A 25,531-nucleotide genomic window follows, 5' to 3' on the forward strand; every position below is an offset into this window, starting at 1 on the left:
TTTTGTTTACGGCCGGCCTCTTTCGTCCGGTCTACGGCCCCCTTTTGGAACAGGGCGCGACGGCGAGCAACCTTGACTCGCCCTGCCCTGCAAGGTCATGCCGGGCCGACGCCTGAACTGAAACCGGGAGCCGCCACCATGACCACCTTCTCGCGCTCGCCCGCCCGCCTCAAGGGGCTGGCCGCCCTCGTGATCGGCGGTCTGGCCCTTTCCGCCTGCGCCACGACCCCGATGGGGGGCAGCGCTGTCGGCCCCGCCGTCTTCAACGCCGACGATTTCGCCTGGTCGACCCGCGCGGGGCAGGCCTCGATCGAGGGCCGCGTGGCCTTCGCTCAGGACGGTCGCGTCTTTCAGTGCGCCGGCAACGTCGGCCTGATCCCCGACACCCGCTACACCCGCGCCCGCATCGACCGCCTGTACGGCGCCGCCGATCGCGCCGCCGTCCCGGCCGCCGTGGTGCGCGCCCGATCGGCCGGCGAGCAGGGCGCCGACTATCGCTCCTATGAACGGGCCGAGCCCTGCGCCGACGGCGGCTTCCGCTTCTCCGGCCTGCCGGACGGAAGCTGGTTCCTGATCGCCCCGGTCAAGGCCGGCGACAGCGTCATGGTGCTGATGCGCCGGGTGCAGACGCGCGGCGGCCGCGCCGTCAACGTCACCCTGGGGGGCTGAGCCTCTTCCAGCTGAGCCGTTAGCTGGGCCGTAAACTAGGCCGTTAGCTGAGCAGTTTTTCGACGGCCGCGCCTCTGCGCGGCCGTCGTCGTTTGACCGGCGTTCGCCATCCTTTGGCCCCAAGAAGCCGCTCTCTGAGGCGTTCCGTTCAAGGAAAAGTCGGGAGCGTCTTCTTTGTCCCAGCACAACATCATCGGCTCCGAAGCCTTCACCAACCGCCCCTATGTGCTGGTGCGAAACGTACGGCCGGGCGGGTTTCGCCGTCGCCGGTCGCGCTCGCTGATCGCCTATGGGGTGGTGGCCGTGCTGGCCCTGTCGGCCGGCGCCGCCGTGGCCGCCTTCGCCATGGGGCCCCTGTTGATCGACAAGGCCGTCGAAGCCCCGGCGGCGACGCCCGCGCCGCTGACGACGCCGAGCGCGCCCTAAACGCCTTCGCTCAAGGGACCACGAAAGCCAGGGCCTGGGCGAACAGTTCGCCGCGGCTGCGCACGCCCATCTTCTGATAGGCGCGCTTGAGGTGGGACCGGACCGTCTCCAGCGAGACGTCCATGATCTGGGCGATGCGGCCGGTCTCGTTCCCCGCCAGCAACATCTCCACGATCCGCCCTTCGGACGGCGACAAGAGGTGGGTCTCGATCAGGGCCTGAAAGCGCGTTTCGCCGCCGACGCACTGCAGGGTCAGGCCGATCAGGCAGGTCGGGGCCGACGCCACCTCGCGCGCCCAGATCACCCAGGTCCGTCCGTCAGAGCCCGGCGTCGCCAGACACCGCGTTTCATCTGATCGCGCCTGCGCCATCAGACGCGGCAGGGCGCGCGACCGCAGGGACAGCCGCCCCCCTTCGACCCCGAACAGGTCGCCGTCTTCCTGGAGCGCGCGCGCGGCCTCATTCAGCCACACCACCTCCAGCATCCGCGTGACCAGCAGGCGCGCGCGCATCTCGTGATCGATCCAGGCGGCCAGGGCGCGATTGCACTGCCCTTCGACATCGTCGGCGGCCGCCGTCAATGGCCGTCGACGGCGATCCGGGTTCGATCGTCTGTCCGGGGCGAACCACGCCCCCTCTGCGGCCCGGCGTCCTGCCCGACCGGCCTCCCACACAGCTTGTTCCAACGCCAACGCTCCAGGACTGGCGCACGGCCTCGCTCGAAACCGGCGGCCTCTTCAACCTAAGCAACGCCTAAGCACTAACGATACCTTAACGCATATCCACAGAAGACGCACGCTTATTGCTTTTTGAGTCTTGAATTTCACATTTCAAGGCAAAGCGTCGCTGCAATTGACAGATTCGCGACCCATCTGACCGCTCACTGCAGGCGACCGCAGCGCATCGCCCGAAGCGCAATTGAAAACGGCGGCCCTTCGCAGGGCCGCCGCTCTCGCTTGATCGTCTGAATGACCGTCAGGCTGTCGCCGGGCGCTCCGCCCCGTCAGCCCCGTCCACAGGCATGTCGTCCAGTTCGCCTTCCCACTTGGCGACCACCGCGGCGGCGACGGAGTTGCCGACGACGTTGGTGGCCGAGCGGCCCATGTCCAGCAGGTGGTCGACGCCCAGGACGATGGCGATCCACGCCTCGGGCAGGCCGAAATAGGTCAGGGTGGCCATGATCACCACCAGGGAGGCGCGCGGAATGCCGGCGATGCCCTTGGACGTCACCATCAGCAGCAGCAGCATGAAGATCTGTTGCGACAAGCTCAGCTGCACGCCGTGAGCCTGCATGATGAACATGGTGCCGAAGGTGCAGTAGAGCATCGACCCGTCCAGGTTGAACGAATAGCCCAGCGGCAGGACGAAGCTGACGATGCGACGGCGCACGCCGACCTTGGGCAGGGCCTCCAGGATGCGCGGATAGGCCGCTTCCGAGCTGGCCGTCGAGAAGGCCAGCAGGGTCGGGGTGCGGATCTCGCGGAACAGCGGGATCACCCGCTTGCCCAGCACCACGGCGCCTGCCAGGAACAACAGGCCCCACAGCACGCCCATGGAGCCGTAGAAGCCCAGCACGAACTTGGCGTAGGTGCCCAGCATCTCGAGACCCTGGGTGGCGATGGTCGAGGCCAGGGCGGCGAAGATGGCGAAGGGCGCCAGCTTCATCACGAACTCGGTCACCTTCAGCATGATGGAGGCGGCCTGTTCGACCAGGTGCAGCACCGCCGGAGCCTTGTCGTCCAGCGCCGCGACCGCCGTGCCGACGAAGACCGAGAAGACGACGATCTGCAGGATCTCGTTCTTGGCCATGGCGTCGAAGATCGAGGTCGGCACCAGATGGGTGATGAAGCCATGCAGCGAGAAGGCGTCCGTCGAAGCCGCCGGCGCGCTGGCCGCCACGGGCTTCAGGCAGATGCATGTTCGCGCCCGGCTGCAGCAGTTGAACCATCACCAGACCCAGCACCAGCGACACGATCGAGGCGCCGATGAACCAGGTCATGGTCTTGACGCCGATCCGCCCCACCGAAGCGGCGTCCTCCATGTGCGCGATGCCCGCCACCAGAGTCGTGAACACCAGCGGCGCGATGATCATCTTGATCAAGCGCAGGAAGACGTCGGTGATCAGATTCAGGTTCGACGCTGCGGCCGAGGCCTGATCCGCCGTCAGGAAATGATTGAGGCCCCACCCTGTGAGAACCCCCAATATCATGGCTCCGACGATGAAATAGGCGAACAAGCGTTTCATACAAAAAGTCGTCCAGCTTTGCAGGCCCGACGTCGCCGGACCGCAGTTACAAACCGATGGAGGATCCCCACCCGCCCAGAAGGAAGAGGCAGCGAATAAACGAAAATCCTCTGAGCTCCAACGAACTCCTCGAGGCCCAGGCGGGGGAGACATGGATCGGCCGCCGAATTTCGGCCTAGAAACGAATATTTTCCGGCCTGAAGTCCGAAAATTCGTTCATGTCTGAAACATATTCCGGAAAGGGGCGATCTCTCCCGAATTGTCCGAGACAGCGCAGGAAAATTACTCGCCTGAGACGCCGACGACCGGATCGATGCAAATTGCGTTCACGCCAGGAAGACGCCAAGCTGCGCTCAAGCCTCGCAGAAGGCTATCGAGTGAACGCATCAGGAGTCCGCATGTCCCGCCCCATCCTTGGTTCTGCACGCCGGTTGGCCGCCGGACTGGCTGTTCTGGCCCTCTCGTCGACCAGCGCCCTGGCGCTGGAGGCGGCGGCCTTCATCTCTCCCGCCCCGGCCGCGGCGGCCGCTGCGCCCGCCCGCGCCCTGACCACGCCGATGGAAGCGTTCGGCCATGAGGTCGGCGCGGATTATCGCCTGATCACCTACACCCAGTTCGAGCGCTATCTGCACACCCTGGCCGGGCAGTCGGACCGGATGAAGCTGCTGGAGATCGGCCGGTCGTCGGAAGGGCGGACGCAATACCTCTCGGTCGTCTCCTCGCCGCAGAACCTGGCCAATATCGACCGCTATCAGGAGATCGCGCGCCGCCTGGCCAAGGCCGAGGGCGTCAGCGAGGAGGAGGCCCGCGCCCTGGCCGCCGAGGGCAAGGCCGTGGTCTGGATCGACGGCGGCCTGCACTCCACCGAGACGGTGCCGCCCCAGGCCCTGATCGCCGCCCTCTATGAATGGCTGACGGCCGAGGACGCCGAGGCCAAGCGCATCCTGGACGATGTGGTCATCCTGTTCGCGCCGCTGAACCCGGACGGGTGGGAGCTGGTCTCCACCTGGTATATGCGCAACGAAGACCCGCTGAAGCGCGAGTACGACAGCATCCCGGTGCTGTACCAGAAGTACGTCGGCCACGATAACAACCGCGACTATTACCTGTCGGCCATGGCCGAGACGACCAACGTCAACCGGCAGTTCTTCCGCGAGTGGTTCCCGCAGATCATCTACAACCACCACCAGACGGCGCCGGCGGGGACCGTGGTCTTCATGCCGCCCTTCCGCGACCCCTTCAACTACAACTACGACCCGCTGGTCATGAGCACCCTGTCCGAGGTCGGGGCCGCCATGCACAGCCGTTTGATCGAAGAGGGCAAGCCCGGCTCGACCATGCGCAGCGGGGCCAACTACTCGACGTGGAACAACGGGATGGAGCGCTCCGTCACCTATTTCCACAACGCCGTCGGCCTGCTGACCGAGATCACCGGCCACCCGACGCCCAGCCAGATCAGCCTGATCCCGCAGAACCAGCTGCCGCGCAACGACCTGCCCATGCCGGTCGCGCCGCAGACCTGGCGTTTCGCCCAGTCGATCGACTATTCGCAGTCGATCAACCGCGCCGTGCTGAACTACGCCTCGCGCAACAAGGACCGGACGCTGTTCAACATCTGGCGCATGGGTCAGAACGCCATCGACAAGGGCAATACCGACACCTGGCGCCTCACCCCCTCGGCGGTGGACGCCCTGAACGCGGCGGCCGGAACGCAGGTCGACGCCCGGCGCGGCGTCGATCCGGCCCTGTATGAGCGCATCATGCGCGACCCGGCCCGTCGCGACCCGCGCGGCTATGTCATCCCGGCGGATCAGGCCGACCTGCCCACCGCCGTCGCCTTCCTGAACAGCCTGATCAAGACCGGGGTGGACGTCGAGCGGGCGACGCGCGCCTTCACCGTGGACGGCAAGACCTATCCGGCCGGCTCCTATGTGGTGAAGACGGCCCAGGCCTATCGCCCGCATGTGCTGGACATGTTCGAGCCGCAGGACCACCCCCACGACCTGCAATATCCGGGCGGCCCGCCCGCCCTGCCCTATGACGCCACCGGCTACACCCTGGCGCTGCAGATGGGGGTCCAGTTCGACCGCATCCTCGACGGCTTCGAGGCGCCGACCGAGCGCGTCGCCGACGTCATGGCCCCGCCCCCCGGCAAGATCGAGGGCAATGGCCGCGCCGGCTGGCTGATCGATCATGCGCCGATCAACGGCTACCTGCTGACCAATCGCCTGCTGGCGGCGGGCGTGCCGGTCTACTGGCAGGAAGGCGAGACCCGCGCGGGCCGGGCGACCCTAGCGCCCGGCGCCCTGTGGATTCCGGCCGACGACAAGGCCCGCCCGATCGTCGAGGCGGCCGTGCGCGACCTGGGCCTGAACGCCCACGCCGTCGCCCGCGCGCCCGGCGGCGAGCGGATCACGCTGAAGCCGGTCCGCATCGGCCTGGTCGATCGCTACGGCGGCTCGATGGCCTCGGGCTGGACCAAATGGATGCTCGAACAGTTCGAGTATCCGTTCGAGGTCGTCTATCCGCAGCGCCTCGACGCGGGCGACCTGAACAAGGATTTCGACGTCCTGCTGTTCGCCTCGGACATGATCCCGGCCAACCTGTCCGCCGCAGCCCAGCGCCCGCAACCGGCGCCGGACAGCATCCCCGCCGAATACCGCAGCTGGCTGGGCCACATCACCGCCGAGAAGACCGTGCCCCAGCTGGACGCCTTCGCGCGGGCAGGCGGCAGCGTCGTCACCATCGGCTCGGCCCACCGCCTGGCCGCCGCCATGGGCGCGCCGGTGCAGGACGTGCTGACGGGCGCCGACGGCAAGCCTCTGGCCTCGACCGACTTCTTCATCCCCGGCGCGGTGATGAAGACCGAGGTCGACAACAGCCGCCCCCTGACCTTCGGCGCGCCGCGTCAGATGGACGTCTTCTTCAACCGCAATGCGGGCTTCCGCCACGCGGGCGACGGCGCGTCCCTGGTGCGCTATCCGCAGCAGGTCGCCGTCTCCAGCGGCTGGGCCATCGGCTCGGACAAGCTAGCGGGCGCCGACGCCGTGCTGGATCTGGAGCACGGTCAGGGCCGGGTCATCGTCCTGGGCCCCGACGTGGTCAACCGCGCCCAGGCCCGCGCCTCCAGCCGCCTGCTGTTCAACGCCCTGTTCTACGGCCCGGCTGCATCGCGCGACGCGGCCCGCTAATCAGACCGACCGAACAGGACAGGCCGCCCGGCGATCAACCGGGCGGCCTTTTTCGCGGCCCAGTCGTGGAGAGTGAACGCGTCCGGATTCGCCGACGCACTGGGGGCGGTCGTCATGAGGTCGCGTTCCGAAGCTGGGCATGGTCGCGCCACTCCCACCGACCGAGAAGAATGATCAAGGACATCAGCAGGAGCACGCAGTTCACGGCCGCCAGGAAGATGTCGCCGTTGAGCGTGTGAAAGACGACCATGCCGCCGGCGACCGCCAGAAGGCCGGTAGCGCCGACCAGCATGACGAACGGAACAGCGACCAGGACATCAGCGGCGCCACGATGAACAGGGCGAGCGCCGTCTCGATCCCGCCGATCACACGCAGCAGTTCCGTATCGACCTGAGCCGGCCACGTCATCATCAGGGCCAGCAAGTCATGCTTCTGAGTGAGCTTGGCGTATCCGGCCCCGATGTAGAACATGGCCAGCCAGCTTTGCATGACCCACAGGAACAGGTGCGCGTACAGGCGTGAACGCCGCGCTGCGGGGGATGTCGGCCCAGGACGGCGCGCCCCTGCGACCCAGGAACGGGGAAGCATGATCGATCTCAATCGGCGGAAGTTGACAGAAAAGGCCCGGCGGGTCGGTTCAGCCCCGCGGTCCGGCCTGTAAGGCGGCGGCGGCGCGCGAAAGCCATCGCGTGCCGACGCCCGGCGTCTGGGCGATGCACCCCCAGCAGGTGGATGTAGAACATGGCCAGCCAGGTCTGCATGATCCGCAGGACACGCTGCATGCCGCCCCAAGAACGAGAACGCATGGTCAATCAGTCCTTCTTCGGCCCGGTTCCGGCCGCTTCGGGGAAATAGAGCCCCGTCACGGAATCCACAGCCATGCTCGCGGCCATGCGGCCGATGTCCCGGCGCGGACCGTAGGCGGCGCAGGGGTCCGGTGAGGGAATCTTGATCTCCTTGCGGGCCTTGGTGGCGAAGGCTTCTCTCACCGCGTCTCCCATCGGCTCGGCCATCTGCAAGGCGTCGCCGACGCGCGAAAGCGAAGGCGTGTCCATGCCCACCACCTGGGCGGTGCGCGCCCAGGAGATGGCGGCGATCTGGCGTCCGCCGCCCGGCTCCAGCAGCTCCGATTCCACAGCCAGTCCGCCGGTCGAACCCGGCACGCGCAGAGTGACGACAGGCACGACGAAGCCGCTGGCGGCGCTGACGACGGACCCCACGCGGCCGGTCGCTTCAAACCGCACGATGGCCGTGCGGACCGTCGCGGTCTTCGACGTCGGCGTCGTCACCACCGCAAAACGCTCGCTGACTTCGAAACAGATCTGACGATCCACCTCGCGCAGCACCATCGAACGCTCCGTCTCCGTCAGACCTTCGCCGACGCGGGGAGCGAAAACCGCCTTTTCCAAGAAGACGCTATCAACGCTGTCGGATGCGGCGTCGTCGCGCCGCTGCTGAATCGAGGCGCCCTCGTTTATGCCGCCGCGCTTCTGCATGTCGGCGTAGCTGCTGAGAAAGCCGGAGTTCGGCGCCGGCTTGGTGCTGCAGGCGGCAAGGCCCGCCGTTGCGAGAATGGGGGCGATCATGAGCGCTCTGTTCATGAGGTGTCTCCGGTCGTCGTCTTGGCTCACAGCGCCCTGATGCCGGCGCTCCACCTGAGACGCCGCCGCCCCGCCTCCCCCTCAATCGAATTCAAAATATTCTTCCGGACTCCAACTTGACGCATTGCGAAAAACGCCAGCGCATTGGAGAAGGCCGCTTCTGGATATGGCGACGTCTGACATCGAGGGGTCTATTCACACGTGACGTCGAACGCGAAAGCCGAACTTCTGGCCGTTTACTTGGAACGTCGCCCCGCGCTCGTCCGCTTCTTTGCGACGAGGACCGGATGCCCTGATCGTGCGGAAGACATCGTGCAGGACATCTACGTTAGACTTCAGGCCCTGCCGGAAACCTCTGCGCGCGAAATCGCCAATCCCGCCGCCTTCCTATACCGGATCGGCGGCAATCTGATGTTGGACGGCGTTCGGCGACGACAGCGCGCCTCGGCCAGGGATCAGGCCTGGTCCGATGCGTCGAGCCTAAGCTCTGACGGCGTATCGGTCGCCGATTCCCCCTCTCCCGAGGATGCGGCCTGGGCGCGGTTGAAGTTCGATCGGGTCGCGGCGGCCGTCGAGGAGCTCGCCCCCAATGTCCGCATCGCCCTTCGTCTGCACCGGATCGAAGGCCTGACCCACGCAGAGGTCGCCGCACGCATGGGCGTCTCGCGCAGCTCGGTCGAAAAGTACCTGAGCACGGCCCTGGCCCACCTGTTGAAACGGGTCGGATGGCCATGAAATCAAGATTTCACCGCTATTCATTGTGGGTCGTCGCGCTCCGCGGCGTCTCTTTCTCTGGACGCCCCCTCGTCCTACGGGCTGAAGCCGCATGACACGCCACACCTCGCCCTTTTCCCAGAGCGTTATCGACCAGGCCTCGGCCTGGGCCGTCCGGCTGGGCGGCGGCGACATGTCCGAGGCGGACTACCTGGACCTTGAAGCCTGGCTGGCGGTCTCGCCCGATCATCCTCACGCCCTGACCGAAGCCGAGCAGCTATGGGCGGCCCTGGACGATGATCGCGGCGCGCTGGACGCCGCCTTGACGCAGGCCGCCGCCGCGACAGCGCCGACGATATCCGCCCTCGCGCCCCGCAAAGGCTCGCCCAATCGACGCTGGCGGTGGGCCGGCGGAGGCCTGGCCGCCGCCCTGGCCGCAGGCCTTCTGCTTCTGCCCCTGTTGAGCGATCGGCCCTCCACCTATGTCACCGCGCCCGGCGAACAGAAGACGATCACCCTCCGCGACGGCTCGTCCATCGCCATGAACGGCGGCTCGGAACTTTCGGTCCGCCTGTCCCGCAAGGAGCGGTTGATCGAAATGAAGTCGGCCGAAGCCGCCTTCGACGTGGCGCACGACGCCCAGCGCCCCTTCCGCGTGACGGTCGGCGAGAGCCGGATCGAGGTCTTGGGCACGGCCTTCGACGTTCGTCGCGACGGGCGCTCCACGACCGTCAACGTCTCCAGAGGCGTCGTGCAGGTCTCCGAACTGGCGGACCCCGCCCACAACGTCCGCCTGACTATGGGACAGGCCGTCACCCTGGTGGACGGCAGCCACGCCCTCGAGGTGACGCAAGGCTCGACCGAGACCGCCGGCTGGCGCGCCGGGCGGCTGGTTTACGACAACCGCCCCCTGTCGGACGTCGCCGCCGACCTCAGCCGCGCCTATCCGACGCCCGTACGCGCCGTCGGCGACGCCGCCGATATCCGCTTCACAGGCACCCTAATTCTCGACGACCAGGCCTCGACCTTGCGTCGTCTCGAGGCCTTTCTTCCCATCTCCGCATCCCGCGCGGATGGAGCCGTCCAGCTCAGGTCACGCGAAGCCGCTCGATGATCTGCAGAGGGCGACGCGGGTTCATCCTGTTCGGCATTGCGTTCTCGCTGGGCGGCCAGACGGCGCAGGCCGGGGAGCGACATCGCCTGTCCATCCCCGCCCAGCCGATGACGGCGGCCGTCCTGCAACTCGGCGTTCAGGCCCGGGTCTCGATCAACGCCGGAGCCGCCGCCGCCTGCGGCCGTTCGCGCGCCGTCCGCGGCTCTCATGACGTCCAATCGGCCTTGCGCCTGATGACGGAGGGGAGCGCCTGCGCCTTCCGGCGCATCGACGATCGAACCTACATCATCACGCCGCGCCCCCAACCGCGCCCTGCGTCCTCCCCGAGGACGGCCCCCGAAGCGCCGCCGGTCGAGCACGTCCCTTTCGCCGTCGATGACGTCATCGTCACCGCCACGAAACGCGATCTGGCGCTGGCCGACGCCCCCTACGCCCTGTCCGCGCTGGACGGAGACGTCTTTGACGCCGCGGCGCGACAGGACACCGCCGCCCTCGCCACTCGCCTGGCGGGGCTCACCGTCACCAACCTGGGCTCCGGCCGCAACAAACTGTTCGTGCGGGGACTGGCCGACAGCCCCCTGACCGGCCAGACGCAGGCGATGGTGGGGCTGTACCTCGACGAAACCCGCCTGACCTACGACGCGCCCGATCCGGACCTGCGCCTGGTCGACCTGGAACGCGTCGAGCTCCTGCGCGGCCCCCAGGCTTCGCTCTATGGGGCCGGCGCCATGGGAGGGGTGCTGAAGCTGGTGAGCCGAGCGCCCGAACTGGACGCCTACAGCGGCAAGGCCTCCGCAGGGGTCAGCTTCACCGAAGGCTCCATCTCCGGCAATTCGACGGATGTGATCTTCAACGCGCCGTTGATCCGCGACCGCCTGGCCATGCGCACCGTCATCTATCAGGAAAGGTTCGGCGGCGTCATCGACGACACGAATCTGGACCTGATCGACACCGGCCGCACCGTGCGCTCGGGAACGCGCATGACGTTTCTGTGGCGCATTGATCCCCAGTGGCAGGCGCGGCTCGGCTGGGTGCGGCAGGACATCAGGATCAACGACAGCCAGTACGCCTTCGAATCCCAAGGAGCCTACGAACGCGCCCTGTCGAAACGCGAGCCGAGCAACAACAACTTCAGCGGCATGGCGCTGGCTGTCACGGGAGATTTGAGCTGGGGGCGGGTGAAGATCACCAACGCCTTTCAGGCGCACAACCTCGGCCGTCGCTACGATGCGACCAAGGCCGCCGCGTCACTGGGCGCAAGCGACGGGCCGCTGATCTATGACGAGGCGGACAGCATCGAGGCGATCGCGCTGGAGATGTCCGTCGCCACCCATCCAGGAGGCCCCTTCGAAGGCATCGCCGGCGTCTACGCTTCGCAGTACGAACATGACCGGGCTGGCGAACTGCGCGATCTCGAGCCTGACCAGCAACTGTTTCGGGCCATCAAGCAGGACAAGACCTGGGAAGCCGCCCTGTTCGGCGAAGCGGCCTGGAACCCGCTTGATCGCGTCAAGCTCACCGTCGGCGGACGCTACTTCGTCGTCGCGATCCTCTCCCACACCTATCAGCAGAGCCGCGTGTCCGAGGACAAGTTCGAGGGACAGCATGAGGATGCAGACTTCGCGCTGAAAAGCGTGCTTGAGTATGATGTGAGCGACAGCCTGCTCGCCTATGTGCAGCAAAGCCAGGGCTATCGCGTCGGCGGCTTCAACGGCGGCGCGCTGATCGACAAACCGTACGGCCAGCCGGGCTCCGGGGCCCCGCCCTTTCGCGAATTCGCCCCGGACAGGCTCTATAGCCTGGAGGCGGGCGTGCGCTGGCGGGGCTTCGACAACCGCCTCATGCTCCGCGCCGCCGCCTTCCGGACCCGATGGGAGGAGATTCAATCCGACCGCGTCTCTCCGGACGGCCTTCCCTTCACCGCCAATATCGGCTCCGGAGGCAGCACCGGCATAGAAGTCGAGGGCGTCTGGCGCGACGGCCCGTGGCGGTTGGACTTCAACTTCATGGCCAATGACGCCCGCCTGGAGACCGCGGACAAGAACTACCCCCTAGAAGAAGGCGGCCATCTGCCGGGCGTGCCCAGGGTTCTGGGCGCAGCCAGCGCCCGCCGCGAGGTGTCGCTGGGCGGCCTGCCCGGATGGATCAGCGGTTCGGTCGGCTATGTCGGCCCGTCCAGCCAGCAATTGTCCCCCGTCGCCACCACCCAGATGGGAGACTATGTGACGTCCGAAGTGGCCGCGAGCGTCGCCATGGGCGCCTGGGACGCCACCCTCCGCATAGACAATCTGTTCAACGGCTCGGGCGACACCTTCGGCTACGGCAACCCTTTCCTCGTCGGCCGAGAGTCCGTCGCCACGCCCCAAAGACCGCGCAGCTTCGCCCTGTCGCTGACGCGCAGCTTCTGACGGCGGGGCATGCCGCACCCTGTCGCCTGCGGCGACTTGGCCGGCTGCCCATAAATCATTGAAATGATTGGAGCGGGTAGCGAGAATCGAACTCGCGACATTCAGCTTGGGAAGCTGACGTTCTACCTCTGAACTATACCCGCGCCGCGCCGAGGCGGAGCGCGAAGATATAGGGCGCGGGGCAAAAGAAAAGGCCCGGCGAACCGGGCCTTTGGTTTTTTTGACAGAGGCCGAGACGGATCAGTCGCGGACTTCCTCGACCGTGACGCCGCGCTTGGCCAACATGGCCTGAACGCTGTCGGCCCCCGCCAGGTGGCCGGCCCCGACCGAGATGAAGGCCGTGCCCGAGCCTTCCAGCAGGGTCACGATCTGATTGGTCCAGTCGGCGTTGCGGCGCGTCAGCATGACCTCGTACATCTCCGGCGATTCCGCCTTCATCTCCTGGCCGATCAAGACGTCCAGACCGTCCACGTCGCCGGTCGACCAGGCGCCGACCATGCGGCCCAGGAACTCCGGCGCCTGATCGAACTCCTTCAGGCCCGAGCGCAGCATGGCCAGCTGCGCCTCTTCCGACATGTCGGCGATGAAGCCGATCTGCTGGGGCATGGTTTCGAGGCCCTTGATCGGCTTGCCGGTCGCGGCGGCGCGGGCGTGCAGCACCTGGTCCCCGCCGTTCTGCGGCAGATAGCCGGCCTTGGTGATGCTGGCCATGGCCAGTTGAAGGGCCGCGAACCACGGGCGCAGCGGGTCCAACTGGGCGGCCGTCGCGCCGATGGAGCGGGCGGCGGCGTCGAGGTCGGCCTGTTCCCCGGCGGTCAGCAGGCTGGACAGGGGACGGTCGGGCGAGACGCCCTTGGACTGGATGATCGGCACGGCGCCCGCGACGTCGTTCAAATCGGCGATCTCGAACCAGTATTCGTCGGCGGCGGCGAAGGCGCGGTCCAGCTTGGCGCTGCCCCAGGGCGTCTCGGGCTTCAGCACATGGACGGTGCCGAACAGATAGAGGGTGGAGTCCGCATCCTTGACCACCCACAGGCGCGGACCGGACCCGGCCGGGGCGACGGTCACGGCGGCCGGATCGGCGGCGGCGGGCGCGGCCTGGGCGAAGGCGGGCGTCGTGGGCGCCAGCAGGACGGCGGTCAGGGCGGCGGCGGAGACGGAGGCGGCGGCGCGGCTCCAGAGTCGGCGGATCATGGTCAGGCTCCTAGGGTCGCAAAAGAGAAACAGCCGTCAGCCTTCTTCGTCGATGAAGATGGATTCGATCGGCATCTGGAACAGCCGGGCGATCTTGAACGCCAGCGGCAGGGAGGGGTCGTAGCGGCCGGTCTCGAGCGCGTTCACCGTCTGACGCGACACGCCCAGTTCGTCGGCCAGGTGCGCCTGGCTCCAGTCGCGCTCGGCGCGCAGCACCTTGAGGCGGTTCTTCATGCACGTCTCTCCTGGCCGGGACGCGACAGGTTGAAACGCGCCACCTGGGCCATCGCCTCGCCGAACAGAAAACCGCCCGCAGGCAGGGTCGCCAGCATGACAGGGCTGACTCCATCGCCCATCAGGCTCGAGATGACGAACAGGGTCGAGCCGTAGGCCAGGGCCCACCAGCCGCCCTGAGCCTGCGCCATCAGGGCCAAACGCTCTTCCAGCTCATCGATCGCCGCCTGTCGGCGAAGCACGGCGATCCAGACGAAGACAGGCAGAACCACGGCGGCTGCGGCCAGCGCCTTCAAAGGCAGCGCGTCGCCGCCCGTCGACAGGTAGGCGCCGCCCCAGGCGGCGCCGGCGAGCCAGACGACGCCCGCCGCCATCTTCAGCAGGAACAACACACCGGTTCGGGCCAAGGGCTTGTCGCCCAGGAAAGCGCTGTCGCTCACGGCATTCTCCTCAACGACGGCCCAGCCACCACCAGGCCCAAGCCAGGCTGTAGCCGGCGACCTGGAACAGTAGAATGGCCATCATGCCGCTCAACAACAGGTCAGGCGGGGTCTCGCCCACCCACCGCGGTAAAAGAATTTCGTCCCGGCGCAGAGACAAGACCAGCAGCAGCACGGCCCCGACGGCCATGCCCCCCATGCCGCCCCAGAACCAGGACCACTTATGGGCTTCGCGCGCCGCCTCATCGAGATGACGCCACCACCAGATGCAGATCAGCAAAGTCCCGGCCATGACCAGGGCCAGCATGGCAGCGGTCATGGCAAAACCGGCCACGCCCGGCTGGTCTGACAGAACAACGCCGAGGACGCCGCCGAGCACTCCCAGCGCGAGAGACACGACGAACACCAAAAGAGCGCCTCGCACTCCGAGCGGCTTGAACGATTTGGACGACATGGACGCTCTCGAGGACAAACAGACAAGTTTGTTTGTCACCCTCAGCACAAAACGTCAAGCGTGTTTGTCACACTCAGTCGTCACTCCGGCGCGTTCAGCAGCTCCGGGCGGCTGAGGGCGCGGGGCGATTGTTCGACGGCGTTCAGTTCGGGCAGCTCCTTGCCCTCGTGATCGACCTTCAGATCCTCGAAGCGGCGGGCCGAAACCATGACCTGGCTTTCCAGCGAGCCGACGAACTGGTTGTAGCGGGAAACCGCCGCGTCCAGCGCCTTGCCGACCGAGGCGGCGTGGCCGCCCATGACCGACAGCCGCTTGTAGAGCTCCTTGCCCAGCTTGGCGACGTCCTCGGCGTTGCGGGCCTGCTCCTCGGCGCGCCAGCCGTAGGCGACCGCCTTGCACAGGGCGAACAGGGTGGTGGGCGTGACGATGACCACGCGCGAGGCCATGGCCGTGGTCATCAGGTCCGGCTCATGATCCAGCGCGGCGGCCAGGAAGGCGTCGCCCGGCACGAACATGGCGACGAAGTCGGGGCTGGGCTTGAACTGGTCCTGATAGGCCTTGGACGACAGCTGGCGCACGTGGGTCTTCATGCTGGCCGCAGTGCGCAGGGACATGGCGCGGGCCTGGGCCTCTTCATCGCCGTCGGCCTCGTCGGCGAAGGCCAGCGACACCTTGGCGTCGATGACGAACATGCCGCCGCCGGGCAACTTCACGATGAAGTCCGGGCGCTGCTGGCGGCCTTCATCGGTGGCCGAGGAGTTCTGCTCTTCGAAGTCGAAGCGGCCGGCCATGCCCGCCGCCTCCAGCACGTTGCGGCAGGTCTGTTCGCCCCAGCGGCCGCGACGGCCGGTGTTGCCCTTCAGCGCCTCGGTCAGACGCCGCGCCTCGTCGCGGGTGGCGGTCGAGGCGGCCATCAGCAGGTTGAGCTGCTCCTTCAGACCGCCGGTCTCGTCGGCGCGCGCCTTTTCCAGCGCCGTGACGTGCTGCTGAAACTTGGCCAGGGTTTCGGACACGGGCTTGAGCTGGGCCTCCATCCGCTCACGCGCGACGCGGTCCTGGGCCTGAAAGGTCTCGGTGGCGCGGGCGACCAGCTTGGTCGCCACCGCCTCGGCCGACTGCGACGCCTGCGCCTTGAGGAACTCGGCCATGGAGTCCCGGCTCTCCTCCATCAGCGCCAGCCGCGCATCGGCGGCGTCCAGCGCGCCGCGCGTCTTCTGCCAGCCCATATAGGCCCACAGGAAGCCCGCCGTGGCGACCGCGACAAAGGCCAAGAGGACGAGTTCCAGCATGTTCATGCTCCGTTCCTAGCGGGAGTCGGAGCCAGATTAAAGGCGGGCCGCGTCAGATGCGGACGCGCCTCGGCGCCCTCAGCCCAGTTCGGCTTCCAGATCGGCCAGGCGGGCGGCCTGGTCTTCGGCGATCAGGGCGTTGAGCATGGGGTCGAGGTCGCCCTCGAGGATTTGCGGCAGGCTGTGCAGGGTCAGGCCGATGCGGTGATCCGTCACCCTTCCTTGCGGGAAGTTGTAGGTGCGGATGCGCTCGGAGCGGTCGCCCGAGCCGACCTGGGACTTGCGCGCGTCCGAACGGGCGGCGTCCTTGGCCTGGCGCTGCATGTCGTAGAGGCGCACGCGCAGGTTCTTCATCGCCTTGTCGCGGTTCACGTGCTGCGACTTTTCCGAAGAGGTGGCGACGATGCCGGTGGGCAGGTGGGTGATGCGCACCGCCGAGTCGGTCTTGTTGACGTGCTGGCCGCCCGCGCCGGACGAGCGATAGGTGTCGATACGGATGTCCTTGTCGAGGATCTCGATCTCGACGTCCTCGACCTCGGGCAGGACGGCGACGGTCGCCGCCGAGGTGTGGATGCGGCCGCCCGCCTCGGTGGTGGGCACGCGCTGGACGCGGTGGACGCCGCTCTCGAACTTCAGGCGGCCGAAGACGCCCTCGCCGCTGACAGTGGCGATGATCTCCTTGAAGCCGCCGGCGTCGCCCTCGGCGGCGCTGTCGATCTCGACCCGCCAGCCGCGCGACTGAGCGTAGCGCGAGTACATGCGGAACAGGTCGCCCGCGAACAGCGCCGCCTCGTCGCCGCCGGTGCCCGCGCGCACTTCCAGCACGGCCGAGGCGTTTTCATCGGCGTCGCGCGGGGCCAGCAGCAGGGCGACTTCACGCTCCAGTGTCGGCAGGCGCTCGGTCAGGGCGTCCAGTTCATCGGCGGCCAGGGCGGCCATTTCCGGGTCGGCGGCCATGGCCTTGAGGTCGTCCGCCTCGGCGCGGGCGCGGGCCAGGGCCTGAACCGCGTCGGCCACGGGCTTGAGCTCGGCGTGCTCTTTCGACAGGCGCACGATCTCGGCGCCGTCGGTGGCCGCGCCCATGCGCGCCTCCACCTGATGGAAGCGGTCGAGCACCTGATCGAGCCGGGCCTGAGGCAGTCGCAACGGCGTGTCCTTGCTGAGAAAATCGAGCGCGGAGCCTTACCCGCGACACGCCGCCGTGTCGATAAAAACGCCTCTACACGCGCTCATGGAGCAATCGTGAACAGCCGTCACAAGCCCGTCAGGCCGGTTTTTTCGCAACTGCAAAACCCCTAGCTGCTGTGAGGCTGAAACAGAAGGAGACAGGGGCATGACCGTCATCAAGCCTCAGAACGCCGCCCCGCCGGGCGCGGCGAATACCGATGCGGCGCGACTGTGCGCCCTCTACGACGGCCTGTTGCAGGCGGGCGGAACGGTGTCGCCCGAGGCCGAGCGCGAGTTGAGAGCCCTGGCCAAGATCTTCGACCTGGACGCCGAGCGCCCCGCCGCCGAACTGTGGCCCTATGTCCGCGCCGTCCTGGTGCGCCAGGCCCCGGCGCCGGAGCGGACCTCGACCGAGCCGATCACGACCCCGGCGGCCGAAGCCGCCCCCCTGACCGTCCTGCTGGTCGAGGATGACGCCGACGCCGCCCTGGACCTGACCGAGGCGCTGGACGCCGCCGGGCACCGCGTCGTCGGTCCCTTCCACAGCGCCGAAGCCGCAGCGGCGGCGACCGCGCTTCACCCCATCGACGTGGCCCTGCTCGACATCAACCTGTCGGGCGAGAACACGGGCGTGGACCTGGCCCGCAGCCTGAAATCGCGCTGGGGCGTGCCGGTGATCTTCCTGTCCGGCGACGTGACGGCGGCGGCGCAAAACGCCGAACTGGCCGCCGCCATGGTCATCAAGCCCTATCGCGGTCGCGACGTGCTGGACGCCCTGTCCCGGCTGGAGTCCGCCTGAGCCGGCTCATGACGGCCATTGCCAGGCGGCGCGCGACCTGCGCCTGATGGCCCTCAACCCCACCGGCCCGAGGCGCTGAATGGACACCTTCTTCCTGTTCCTTCTGGTCGGCGTCCTGGCCCAGGCGGTCGACGGCGCCCTGGGCATGGCCTACGGCGTCATCTCCTCCTCGGTGCTTCTGGCCCTGGGCGTGCCCCCGGCCACGGCCTCGGCCAGCGTCCACGCCGCCGAGGTCTTCACCACGGCCGCCTCGGCGGGAAGCCATGCCTGGCACAAGAACGTCGAGTGGCGGCTGCTGGCGCCGCTGGCCATCGCGGGCGTGATCGGCGGGGTGCTGGGCGCCTATGTTCTGACGGGACTGGAGGCCTCGACCATCAAACCCTTCGTCGTCGGCTATCTGGCCCTGGTCGGGGTGTGGATCCTGTGGCGCGCCGGGCATGACATCCGCCCGCGCCACCTGCCCGCCTGGGTCACGGCGCCGCTGGGGCTGGTCGGCGGCTTTCTGGACGCCGTGGGCGGCGGCGGCTGGGGGCCGACCGTCTCCTCGACCATGGTCGGCGCCGGGCATGAGCCGCGCAAGGCCATCGGCACGGTGAACACAGCCGAATTCTTCCTGACCGTGGCCGTCTCGGCCACCTTCGTCTGGGCCCTGGTCAGCGGCCACTGGGAAGAGGCGGGCGCGCTCCAGAACCACGCGGCGGCCGTCGGCGGCCTGGTGGTCGGCGGCCTGATCGCCGCCCCCTTCGCCGGACTGATCGTCAAGAAGGTGCCGCGCAAGGCCCTGACCTATGCGGTCGGCTTCCTGCTGCTGATCCTCGCCGCCTTCCAGGGCGCGCAACTGCTGAAACTAATCGGCTGATCCCGTCTAGCGCGGGAAGGTGTCGATGAAGCTGGGACGCTGCTCCAGCGCCGCCTGCAGGGCGACCAGGTTCGGGCGGCCCGTCTTCCAGTCGTAGTCCGGGTGACGGAAGCCGATCCAGGTGACGGCGATCCCGGCCGTCAGCACGCCCATGTCCAGCGCCTCGGCGTCCGGGGCGGCGGTCTCCAGCGCATCCAGGGCGCGGCCCATGTTGACGGTCCAGCGCGCGATCCAGGACGGCGAGCGTTCATGCTCGGGTCGCCGCTTCTCCAGCACCAGTTTGACGCCCATCTCCAACGCGGCGTTGGCCAGGGTCTCCAGCCGCTTGACCCGCAGGCGCTCCGTCCCCTCGGTCGGCAGCAGACGCGGTCCTGACCCCAGGGCGTCCAGATACTCGGCGATGACCGGGCTGTCGGTCAGCGGCAGGCCGTCCGCGGCGATCAGCGTCGGAACCTGAACCACGGGGTTGGTCGACAGCAGCTCCGGCGCGTCGGCGTAAGGATCGACGATGATCTCCTCGACCCGGTCGGCCAGCCCCTTTTCGCGAGCGACGATGCGAACCTTGCGGGCGAAGGGCGACGGGGTGGTGATGTAGAGCTTCATGGTCATTCGGCGGCGTTGAGAGCAATGGCGGCGGCGCGGGCGGCGTCCAGTTCGGCGGCCTTGGCTTCGACCTGGGCGACGATCTCGTCGATCATGCCCTCATTGGCCTGTTTGTGAGCGATCTTGCCGTTCAGATAGACCATGCCCGCCCCCTTGCCGCCGCCGGTGAAGCCGATGTCGGTATAGAGGGCCTCGCCCGGCCCGTTGACCACGCAGCCGATGATGGACAGCGACATGGCCGTCGAGACATGCGCCAGTCGCTCTTCCAGAATCCCCACCGTCTCGATGACGTTGAAGCCCTGACGCGCGCAGGACGGGCAGGCGATGATGTTCACCCCCCGGTGACGCAGGCCCAGCGACTTCAGGATGTCGAAGCCGACCTTGATCTCTTCGACCGGATCGGCGGCCAGGGACACGCGGATGGTGTCGCCGATGCCCGACCACAGCATATTGCCCATGCCGATGGCCGATTTGATGGTGCCGGTGCGCAAGGGGCCCGCCTCGGTCACGCCCAGGTGCAGGGGGCAGTCAATGGCGTCAGCCAGTTGCTGATAGGCGGCCACCGTCAGGAAGGGATCGGACGCCTTCACCGAGATCTTGAACTCGTGGAAGTCCAGATCCTGAAGAATCCGGGCGTGGTTCAGGGCGCTTTCGACCATCGCATCCGGACAGGGCTCGCCGTATTTCTCCAGCAGCTCCTTCTCCAGCGAGCCGGCGTTGACGCCGATGCGCATGGAGCAGCCGTGGTCGCGGGCCGCCTGAACGACTTCCTTGACCCGCTCGATCGAACCGATGTTGCCGGGGTTGATGCGCAGGCAGGCGGCGCCCGCCTGGGCCGCCTCGATGCCGCGCTTGTAGTGGAAGTGGATGTCCGCCACGAGCGGCACGCTGGCCTCGCGCGCGATGGTCCTGAAGGCCGCCGTCGACTCCTCGTCCGGGCAAGAGACGCGCACGATGTCGGCCCCGGCCTCTTCCAACTGACGGATCTGCTCCAGCGTCGCCGCCGCGTCGGTCGTCGGCGTATTGGTCATCGACTGGACGCTGATCGGGGCGTCGCCGCCGACAGGGACGGAGCCGACCATGATCTGGCGGCTCTTGCGGCGCTCGATGTGGCGCCAGGGGCGGATATGGCCGAGTTCGGAATGGTCGCTCATGACGCCGGGAACATAGGACAGGAAGAGCGGCAAAACCACGACAGGCGGCGAAAGATCGCGCCTTCGTCGAGGAAAGTATCAGGCGGCGGGCGCGGGAGCCGCGGCGGCGGCCTGGGTCGACGTCGGCGAAGGCGTCGCGGCGGCCGCAGCCGCAGCCGCCGCCTGAGCCGCGCGGGCCCGGGCCTCGACGGCGGCGGCGGCGCGGGCCTCGGACTCGCGCGCGGCCGCCTGGGCGCGGTTGTTCAGCGACCCGAGCGGCGACTGGGGCGCGGGCAGGACGCCGCCGTGCTCGCCGTTCAGATAGACGTCGAAGGCCGCCGGATCGGGCGTGTCGATGGTGGCCGCCACGCCGGGCGGCGCGCGCCAGGCCTCGCCCGCAGCCAGTTGGCGCGCGAACAGGATGCGGCCGTCGCCCTGGCGGATGACCAGGATGGCGGACTTGCGCGCCTGAAGCGTGACCTGGGAGACCGTGGCCGAGGCGCCGTAGATGGCCCCGCGCGGGTTGAAGGCGGCCTGCACCGGCGGCGCGGGCGGAGGCGCGGCGTTGGGGTCGTCCGGGTCGATCCCCGTCAGCTGAGCCTCCAGCCCCGGGGTGATGTACATGGCCGGCGTCGTCTGGTCCGGCGGGGCCGCCTTGGGCGCGCCGAGATAGAGGGCGCGGTCCCGTTGATGGTCGGCCTGCTCGGCCCAGTCCTTGGGCACGGCGACCAGGTCGGAGGGGTGCGGCGCCTCGATTCGGTTGACGCGCTGGAAGACGTTCCAGCCGATCACCACCGCCAGGAAGACGCCGATGACGCCCAGGATCTTGGGCGAGTTCTGGCGCATCTGCTGCAGGGCGGCGCCCGTCGGCGGCTGCAGCGGCACGGCCGCATCGGGGTATTCCTGCTTGAACCGCTCGACCGCGTTCAGCTCGTCCAGGCCCAGGGCGCCGGCATAGGCGCGCACATAGCCCATGGAGAAGATGCGCGACGGCAGGACGGCGTACTCGCCCTGCTCCAGCGCGGTCAGGAAACGCGGATGCACCCGCGTCTTGGTCGACAGCTCGGCCATGGACAGGCCCGACGCCAGGCGCGCGGCGCGCAGGGACGCGCCCAGGGAATCGTCCGAGGGTTCTTCAGGCGTCGCTTCGGGCGTCGCCTCCGGGGTCTGATCCAGCGTCGCGTCGGCGTCGAAGTCGAACGCGGCTTGCCGATCCTGGTCCATAGGGTCGGTGTTCCGTCACGCTGGGCGCCGATGCGCCCGTCACCCCCGCTTAGACGAGGCCGGGAGCGCGGGCAACGCGGGAAAGCGGCCCCGCTTTCTCAGACTTCGACATTGAGCTTGCGCGCCAGGGACTCGATCTCGCCGCGCACCGACGCGGCCGAGGAGCCGAGCAGGGCGTTCATCCCCCGCCGCGCCGCGTTCAGATCAGCCGACAGGATCATGCGTTTGACCGGTCCCACCCCGCCCGCCGGAACGGACAAACGGCTGTAGCCCAGGGTGATCAGGGCGAAGGCCTCCAGCGGACGGCCCGCCAGTTCGCCGCAGACCGAGACGGGCGTGGCGCTGTCGGCGCACTTCTGCTGAATATCCGCCAGGGCGCGCAGGAAGGGCGGCGACAGGGGATCGTAGCGATCCGACACGCGCGGGTTCGTCCGGTCGGCGGCGAACATATACTGCAGCAGGTCGTTGGTGCCGATCGAAACGAAGTCGGTCAGCGGCAGCAGGGCGTCCAGGTGCCACAGCAGGCTGGGGCATTCGATCATGGCCCCGACCCGCAGCAGGGACGGCAGAGGCCGCCCCCGGCGCCGCGCCCAGTCGCATTCGACGTCGACCAGTTCACGGGCGGCGCGAAACTCGTCCACCGTGGCGATCATGGGGAACATGACGCGCAGCTCGCGCCCGGCGGCGGCGCTCAGCAGGGCGCGCAGCTGCATCCGCAGCAGGGCCGGACGATCCAGCCCAAGACGGATGGCGCGGCGGCCCAGCGCCGGGTTCTCTTCGCGCTCATTGTCGAGGTAGGGCAGCACCTTGTCGCCGCCGATGTCCAGCGTGCGGAAGGTGACGGGCCGGTCGCCCGCCGCATCCAGCACCAGCTTGTAGAGCGCCGCCTGGGCGTCCAGGCGCGGCAGCTCGTCCGAGACCATGAACTGGAATTCGGTGCGGAAGAGGCCGATGCCCTCGGCGCCCGTGGCGTCCAGATTCTCCAGATCCACCGCCAGGCCGGCGTTGGTCAGAAGCATGATGCGCTTGCCGTCCCTGGTGACGGCGGGGGTGTCGCGCAGCTGGTCGAACTCGGCGCGGCGCTGTTCGCGCACCGCCATGCGGCTCTCGACCGCCGCCAGCATGTCGGGGCGGGGCCGCAAGTAGGCCTCGCCCGTCTCGCCGTCGACGATGACCTGATCGCCCTCGGTCAGGCGATCGCGCAGGCCCTGCAGGCGGCCGACGCAGGGAATCTGCAGGGCGCGGGCGACGATGGCCGCGTGGGCGGCGGCCGAGCCTTCTTCCAGCAGCAGGCCGCGCAGCTTGTGGCGCGGATACTCCAGCAGGTCCGCCGGTCCCAGGTTCTTGGCCACCAGGATGGCGTCGTCGGGCAGGTCGCGCTGGCCCGGATGATCGCCCGCCATCAGCCGCAGCAGGCGGTTGGCCAGATCCTCGAAGTCGTGCAGCCGCTCGCGGATATAGGGATCGCGGGCGTTGGCGAAGCGGGCGCGGTGCTCGTTGCGGACGCGGTCCACGGCGGCCTCGGCCGTCAGGCCGGAACGCACCGCCTCCTCCAGCGACCGGTTCCAGCCCCGGTCGTCGGCGAACATCCGATATGTCTCCAGCACCTCATAGGGGGTGCCGCCCAGCTTGCCCTGACTGCCTTCCAGCAGGGCGTCGATGCTGGTGCGCAGACGCTCCAGCGCCTCCTTGAGCCGCACCTCTTCAGCAGCCGGATCGTCGGACAGCAGCTGTTCCGGCGCGATCGGCGCCTCGTGCAGCACGGCCTGCCCGAACGACAGGCCCTCGGCGAACTTCTGCCCCTTCAGCCGCTCGGGGCGGTGGGGCGCGACCTCGACGTCGCGCAGCTCCTCCAGCGCCAGCAGCTCGCCCGAAGCCACCGTCTCGGCCAGGACCATGGCGATGGTCTGGATGTCCTCGACCTCTTCCTCGTCATAACGACGGGCGGCGCGGTTCTGGACGACCAGGACGCCGATGGCCCGGCCGCCGCGCAGCAGGGGCGCGCCGAGGAAGGCGTGATAGGGGTCTTCGCCCGTTTCCGGCCGATAGGAGAAGCTGGGATGCGACTGGGCGTCCGACAGGCTGATCGGCGCGGCCGTGCGGGCCACCTCGCCGACCAGGCCCTCGCCGGGGCGCAGACGGGTGTTGTGGACGGCCTCGGGGTTCAACCCCTCTGTGGCGAACAGCTCCAACTCGCCCGACGCGCGCCGCAGATAGATGGAGCAGACCTCGGCCACCATGGAGCGAGCGATGATCCGCACCACCATGTTCAGCCGGTCCTGCGCGGGCGCGCCGCCCCCGGCCCCGGCCAGAGCCTCGCGGATCTGGCGCAGCAGAAGGCGGGGCCCCCTCGCCGTCGCTGCCACGCCCTTGACCATGCCTGCTCCCGCCTTGCCGCTCCCGATCCGTTCCAGATAGGGCGGCGCTTCCGATATCCTAGTCTTCCGCGTCCAGACCGTAGGCCGCGTGCAGCGCTCGGACCGCCAGCTCGGCGTAATCCGAATCGATCAGCACGCTGATCTTGATCTCAGAGGTCGAGATGGCCTGGAACTTCACGCCCTTGTCGGCCAGGGCGCGGAACATGGTCTGGGCCACGCCCGCGTGACTGCGCATGCCCACGCCGATCACCGAGACCTTGGCCACGTCGTCGTCGACCCGCAGCTCCTCGAAGCCGATCTCGGCCTTGGCGGCGGTCATCAGTTCGGCGGCGCGGCGCGCGTCGCGGCGGCCGGTCGTGAAGGTCAGGTTGACCGCGCCTTCGGTGCGGGCCTGGCTCTGCACGATCATGTCGACGTTGACCTCGGCCTCGGCCAGGCGGGTGAAGACGTCGGCCGGAGCATCCGTCCGGTCCGACAGGCCAAGCAGCGTGATCCGGGCTTCGTCCCGGCTCATGGTCACGCCGGAAACGATGCGCTTTTCCACGATCTCATCCTCGTCGCAAATCAGGGTGCCGGCGTGTTGCGGCAGGTTTCCGTTTTCATCCGGTTCGATGAAGCTGGACAGGACGCGCACCGGCACGCGCTTGTGCATGGCCAGCTCGACCGAGCGGGTCTGCAGCACCTTGGCGCCCAGCGACGCCATCTCCAGCATTTCTTCGTAGGACACCTTCTCCAGACGCCGGGCGCGGCTCTGGATGCGCGGGTCGGTCGTATAGACGCCGTCCACGTCGGTATAGATGTCGCACGGCGCGCCCAGGGCCGCCGCCACCGCCACGGCCGAGGTGTCCGAGCCGCCCCGGCCCAGGGTGGTGATGCGCCCGTCGCGGGTCACGCCCTGGAAGCCCGGCACGATGGCGATCTCGCCCGCGTCGAGCGCGGCCCCCAGCGCATCGCCGGGCACCTCTTCGATGCGGGCGCGTCCGTGGGCGTCGTCGGTCAGGATCGGAATCTGCCAGCCCATCCAGCTGCGCGCCTTCAGGCCCATGTTGCGCAGGGTCAGGGCCAGCAGGCCCGACGTCACCTGCTCGCCCGAGGCGACCACCACGTCGTATTCGTCGTCCGACAGGACGCCGTCGCCGTACAGGCCCGGCGCGGCCGCGCCCACGCCGTCGGTCCAGGCGACCAGCTCATTGGTCTTGCCCGCCATGGCCGAGACGACCACGGCCACCTTCTTGCCCCTGGCGGCTTCGGCGGCGACGATGCGCGCCGCGCGACGGATGCGTTCCAGGTCGGCCATGGAGGTGCCGCCGAACTTCATCACCAACCGGTTCGTGTCGGCCCGCGTCATCCTGGCGTCTGATCCCCTGCTTGCATGGCGGGCGAAGGCGGT

Annotated in this window: 22 protein-coding genes, 1 tRNA gene and 1 pseudogene; 8 read left to right on the forward strand and 16 right to left on the reverse strand. The window is 68.3% G+C overall.

Annotation, left to right across the window (positions count from 1 at the left end):
• Window positions 1–72 precede the first annotated feature (72 nt).
• Both FGL25_RS14125 and FGL25_RS14130 read left to right on the forward strand, forming a co-directional pair.
• Window positions 73–669, forward strand: a complete 597-nt coding sequence (locus FGL25_RS14125) for a hypothetical protein (RefSeq protein WP_223850918.1) — start codon at window positions 73–75, stop codon at window positions 667–669.
• A gap of 174 nt (window positions 670–843) precedes the next feature.
• Window positions 844–1,095: a hypothetical protein gene (locus FGL25_RS14130; RefSeq protein ID WP_138142052.1), complete on the forward strand. Its 252-nt coding sequence runs from the start codon at window positions 844–846 to the stop codon at window positions 1,093–1,095.
• A gap of 10 nt (window positions 1,096–1,105) precedes the next feature.
• On the opposite strand, the gene FGL25_RS14135 is transcribed toward FGL25_RS14130, so the two are convergent.
• Window positions 1,106–1,675 (reverse strand): helix-turn-helix transcriptional regulator, encoded by a 570-nt coding sequence (locus tag FGL25_RS14135; RefSeq protein WP_003164052.1) that lies wholly within the window; start codon window positions 1,673–1,675, stop codon window positions 1,106–1,108.
• 394 nt (window positions 1,676–2,069) lie between these two features.
• A pseudogene (locus FGL25_RS14140) lies at window positions 2,070–3,339 on the reverse strand (dicarboxylate/amino acid:cation symporter).
• Window positions 3,340–3,737: 398 nt separating this feature from the next.
• Between FGL25_RS14140 and FGL25_RS14145 the strand changes: the two are divergent.
• Window positions 3,738–6,530, forward strand: coding sequence for a M14 family metallopeptidase (locus FGL25_RS14145; protein ID WP_252970201.1), 2,793 nt, complete (start codon window positions 3,738–3,740; stop codon window positions 6,528–6,530).
• A gap of 201 nt (window positions 6,531–6,731) precedes the next feature.
• On the opposite strand, the gene FGL25_RS14150 is transcribed toward FGL25_RS14145, so the two are convergent.
• Window positions 6,732–7,118: a DoxX family protein gene (locus tag FGL25_RS14150; protein ID WP_138142054.1), complete on the reverse strand. Its 387-nt coding sequence runs from the start codon at window positions 7,116–7,118 to the stop codon at window positions 6,732–6,734.
• Between the two features lie 224 nt (window positions 7,119–7,342).
• The gene (locus FGL25_RS14155) at window positions 7,343–8,131 is read right to left on the reverse strand and encodes a DUF3313 family protein (protein ID WP_128719393.1); all 789 of its coding nucleotides are present in this window, start codon (window positions 8,129–8,131) and stop codon (window positions 7,343–7,345) included.
• Between the two features lie 201 nt (window positions 8,132–8,332).
• Here FGL25_RS14155 and FGL25_RS14160 point away from each other — a divergent pair, with 201 nt between their 5' ends.
• The 3 genes from FGL25_RS14160 (at window position 8,333) to FGL25_RS14170 (ending at window position 12,367) form a co-directional block, all read left to right on the forward strand.
• Window positions 8,333–8,866 (forward strand): RNA polymerase sigma factor, encoded by a 534-nt coding sequence (locus FGL25_RS14160; RefSeq protein WP_252970202.1) that lies wholly within the window; start codon window positions 8,333–8,335, stop codon window positions 8,864–8,866.
• A gap of 91 nt (window positions 8,867–8,957) precedes the next feature.
• Entirely contained in the window at window positions 8,958–9,959 is a 1,002-nt protein-coding gene (locus FGL25_RS14165; RefSeq protein WP_138142055.1) for a FecR family protein, read from the forward strand.
• The gene (locus FGL25_RS14170) at window positions 9,956–12,367 is read left to right on the forward strand and encodes a TonB-dependent receptor (RefSeq protein ID WP_138142056.1); all 2,412 of its coding nucleotides are present in this window, start codon (window positions 9,956–9,958) and stop codon (window positions 12,365–12,367) included. Before FGL25_RS14165 ends, FGL25_RS14170 begins: the two co-directional genes overlap by 4 nt.
• Before the next feature lie 68 nt (window positions 12,368–12,435).
• Here the strand turns inward: FGL25_RS14170 and FGL25_RS14175 are convergent.
• The 7 genes from FGL25_RS14175 to prfA form a co-directional block, all read right to left on the reverse strand.
• Window positions 12,436–12,510: transfer RNA gene (locus FGL25_RS14175), tRNA-Gly, on the reverse strand.
• A gap of 97 nt (window positions 12,511–12,607) precedes the next feature.
• Window positions 12,608–13,561 carry a TraB/GumN family protein gene (locus FGL25_RS14180; RefSeq protein ID WP_252970203.1) on the reverse strand — a complete coding sequence of 318 codons (954 nt, stop codon included), beginning with the start codon at window positions 13,559–13,561 and terminating at the stop codon, window positions 12,608–12,610.
• A gap of 36 nt (window positions 13,562–13,597) precedes the next feature.
• Window positions 13,598–13,795, reverse strand: coding sequence for a helix-turn-helix transcriptional regulator (locus tag FGL25_RS14185; RefSeq protein WP_003164157.1), 198 nt, complete (start codon window positions 13,793–13,795; stop codon window positions 13,598–13,600).
• Complete coding sequence (locus FGL25_RS14190; RefSeq protein ID WP_076224419.1) at window positions 13,792–14,235, reverse strand: hypothetical protein; 444 nt, start codon at window positions 14,233–14,235, stop codon at window positions 13,792–13,794. Before FGL25_RS14190 ends, FGL25_RS14185 begins: the two co-directional genes overlap by 4 nt.
• Before the next feature lie 10 nt (window positions 14,236–14,245).
• Window positions 14,246–14,689, reverse strand: coding sequence for a hypothetical protein (locus FGL25_RS14195; RefSeq protein ID WP_050796584.1), 444 nt, complete (start codon window positions 14,687–14,689; stop codon window positions 14,246–14,248).
• An 80-nt stretch (window positions 14,690–14,769) separates the two neighbouring features.
• Window positions 14,770–15,984, reverse strand: a complete 1,215-nt coding sequence (locus tag FGL25_RS14200) for a DNA recombination protein RmuC (RefSeq protein ID WP_138142057.1) — start codon at window positions 15,982–15,984, stop codon at window positions 14,770–14,772.
• Window positions 15,985–16,056: 72 nt separating this feature from the next.
• Window positions 16,057–17,124, reverse strand: a complete 1,068-nt coding sequence (gene prfA / locus FGL25_RS14205) for a peptide chain release factor 1 (protein ID WP_046654433.1) — start codon at window positions 17,122–17,124, stop codon at window positions 16,057–16,059.
• A 187-nt stretch (window positions 17,125–17,311) separates the two neighbouring features.
• Here prfA and FGL25_RS14210 point away from each other — a divergent pair, with 187 nt between their 5' ends.
• Window positions 17,312–17,944 carry a response regulator gene (locus FGL25_RS14210; protein ID WP_138142058.1) on the forward strand — a complete coding sequence of 211 codons (633 nt, stop codon included), beginning with the start codon at window positions 17,312–17,314 and terminating at the stop codon, window positions 17,942–17,944.
• Window positions 17,945–18,023: 79 nt separating this feature from the next.
• The gene (locus tag FGL25_RS14215) at window positions 18,024–18,803 is read left to right on the forward strand and encodes a sulfite exporter TauE/SafE family protein (protein ID WP_003164165.1); all 780 of its coding nucleotides are present in this window, start codon (window positions 18,024–18,026) and stop codon (window positions 18,801–18,803) included.
• Between the two features lie 6 nt (window positions 18,804–18,809).
• Here FGL25_RS14215 and FGL25_RS14220 read toward each other — a convergent pair whose 3' ends face one another.
• The 5 genes from FGL25_RS14220 to FGL25_RS14240 all read right to left on the reverse strand — a co-directional run bounded on the left by FGL25_RS14220 (window position 18,810) and on the right by FGL25_RS14240 (window position 25,489).
• The gene (locus tag FGL25_RS14220; protein WP_138142059.1) at window positions 18,810–19,412 is read right to left on the reverse strand and encodes a glutathione S-transferase N-terminal domain-containing protein; all 603 of its coding nucleotides are present in this window, start codon (window positions 19,410–19,412) and stop codon (window positions 18,810–18,812) included.
• Entirely contained in the window at window positions 19,409–20,560 is a 1,152-nt protein-coding gene (ispG, locus tag FGL25_RS14225; protein WP_138142060.1) for a flavodoxin-dependent (E)-4-hydroxy-3-methylbut-2-enyl-diphosphate synthase, read from the reverse strand. The genes FGL25_RS14220 and ispG overlap by 4 nt, the downstream gene beginning before the upstream one ends.
• Window positions 20,561–20,638: 78 nt before the next feature.
• The gene (locus FGL25_RS14230; protein WP_138142061.1) at window positions 20,639–21,763 is read right to left on the reverse strand and encodes a helix-turn-helix domain-containing protein; all 1,125 of its coding nucleotides are present in this window, start codon (window positions 21,761–21,763) and stop codon (window positions 20,639–20,641) included.
• Window positions 21,764–21,861: 98 nt separating this feature from the next.
• Complete coding sequence (gene ptsP / locus FGL25_RS14235; protein ID WP_138142062.1) at window positions 21,862–24,141, reverse strand: phosphoenolpyruvate--protein phosphotransferase; 2,280 nt, start codon at window positions 24,139–24,141, stop codon at window positions 21,862–21,864.
• A 58-nt stretch (window positions 24,142–24,199) separates the two neighbouring features.
• Window positions 24,200–25,489, reverse strand: a complete 1,290-nt coding sequence (locus FGL25_RS14240) for an aspartate kinase (RefSeq protein ID WP_138142063.1) — start codon at window positions 25,487–25,489, stop codon at window positions 24,200–24,202.
• Between the last annotated feature and the right edge of the window lie 42 nt (window positions 25,490–25,531).

The organism is Brevundimonas vancanneytii (assembly GCF_901421975.1).
In the GTDB taxonomy this organism is placed as follows: domain Bacteria; phylum Pseudomonadota; class Alphaproteobacteria; order Caulobacterales; family Caulobacteraceae; genus Brevundimonas; species Brevundimonas diminuta.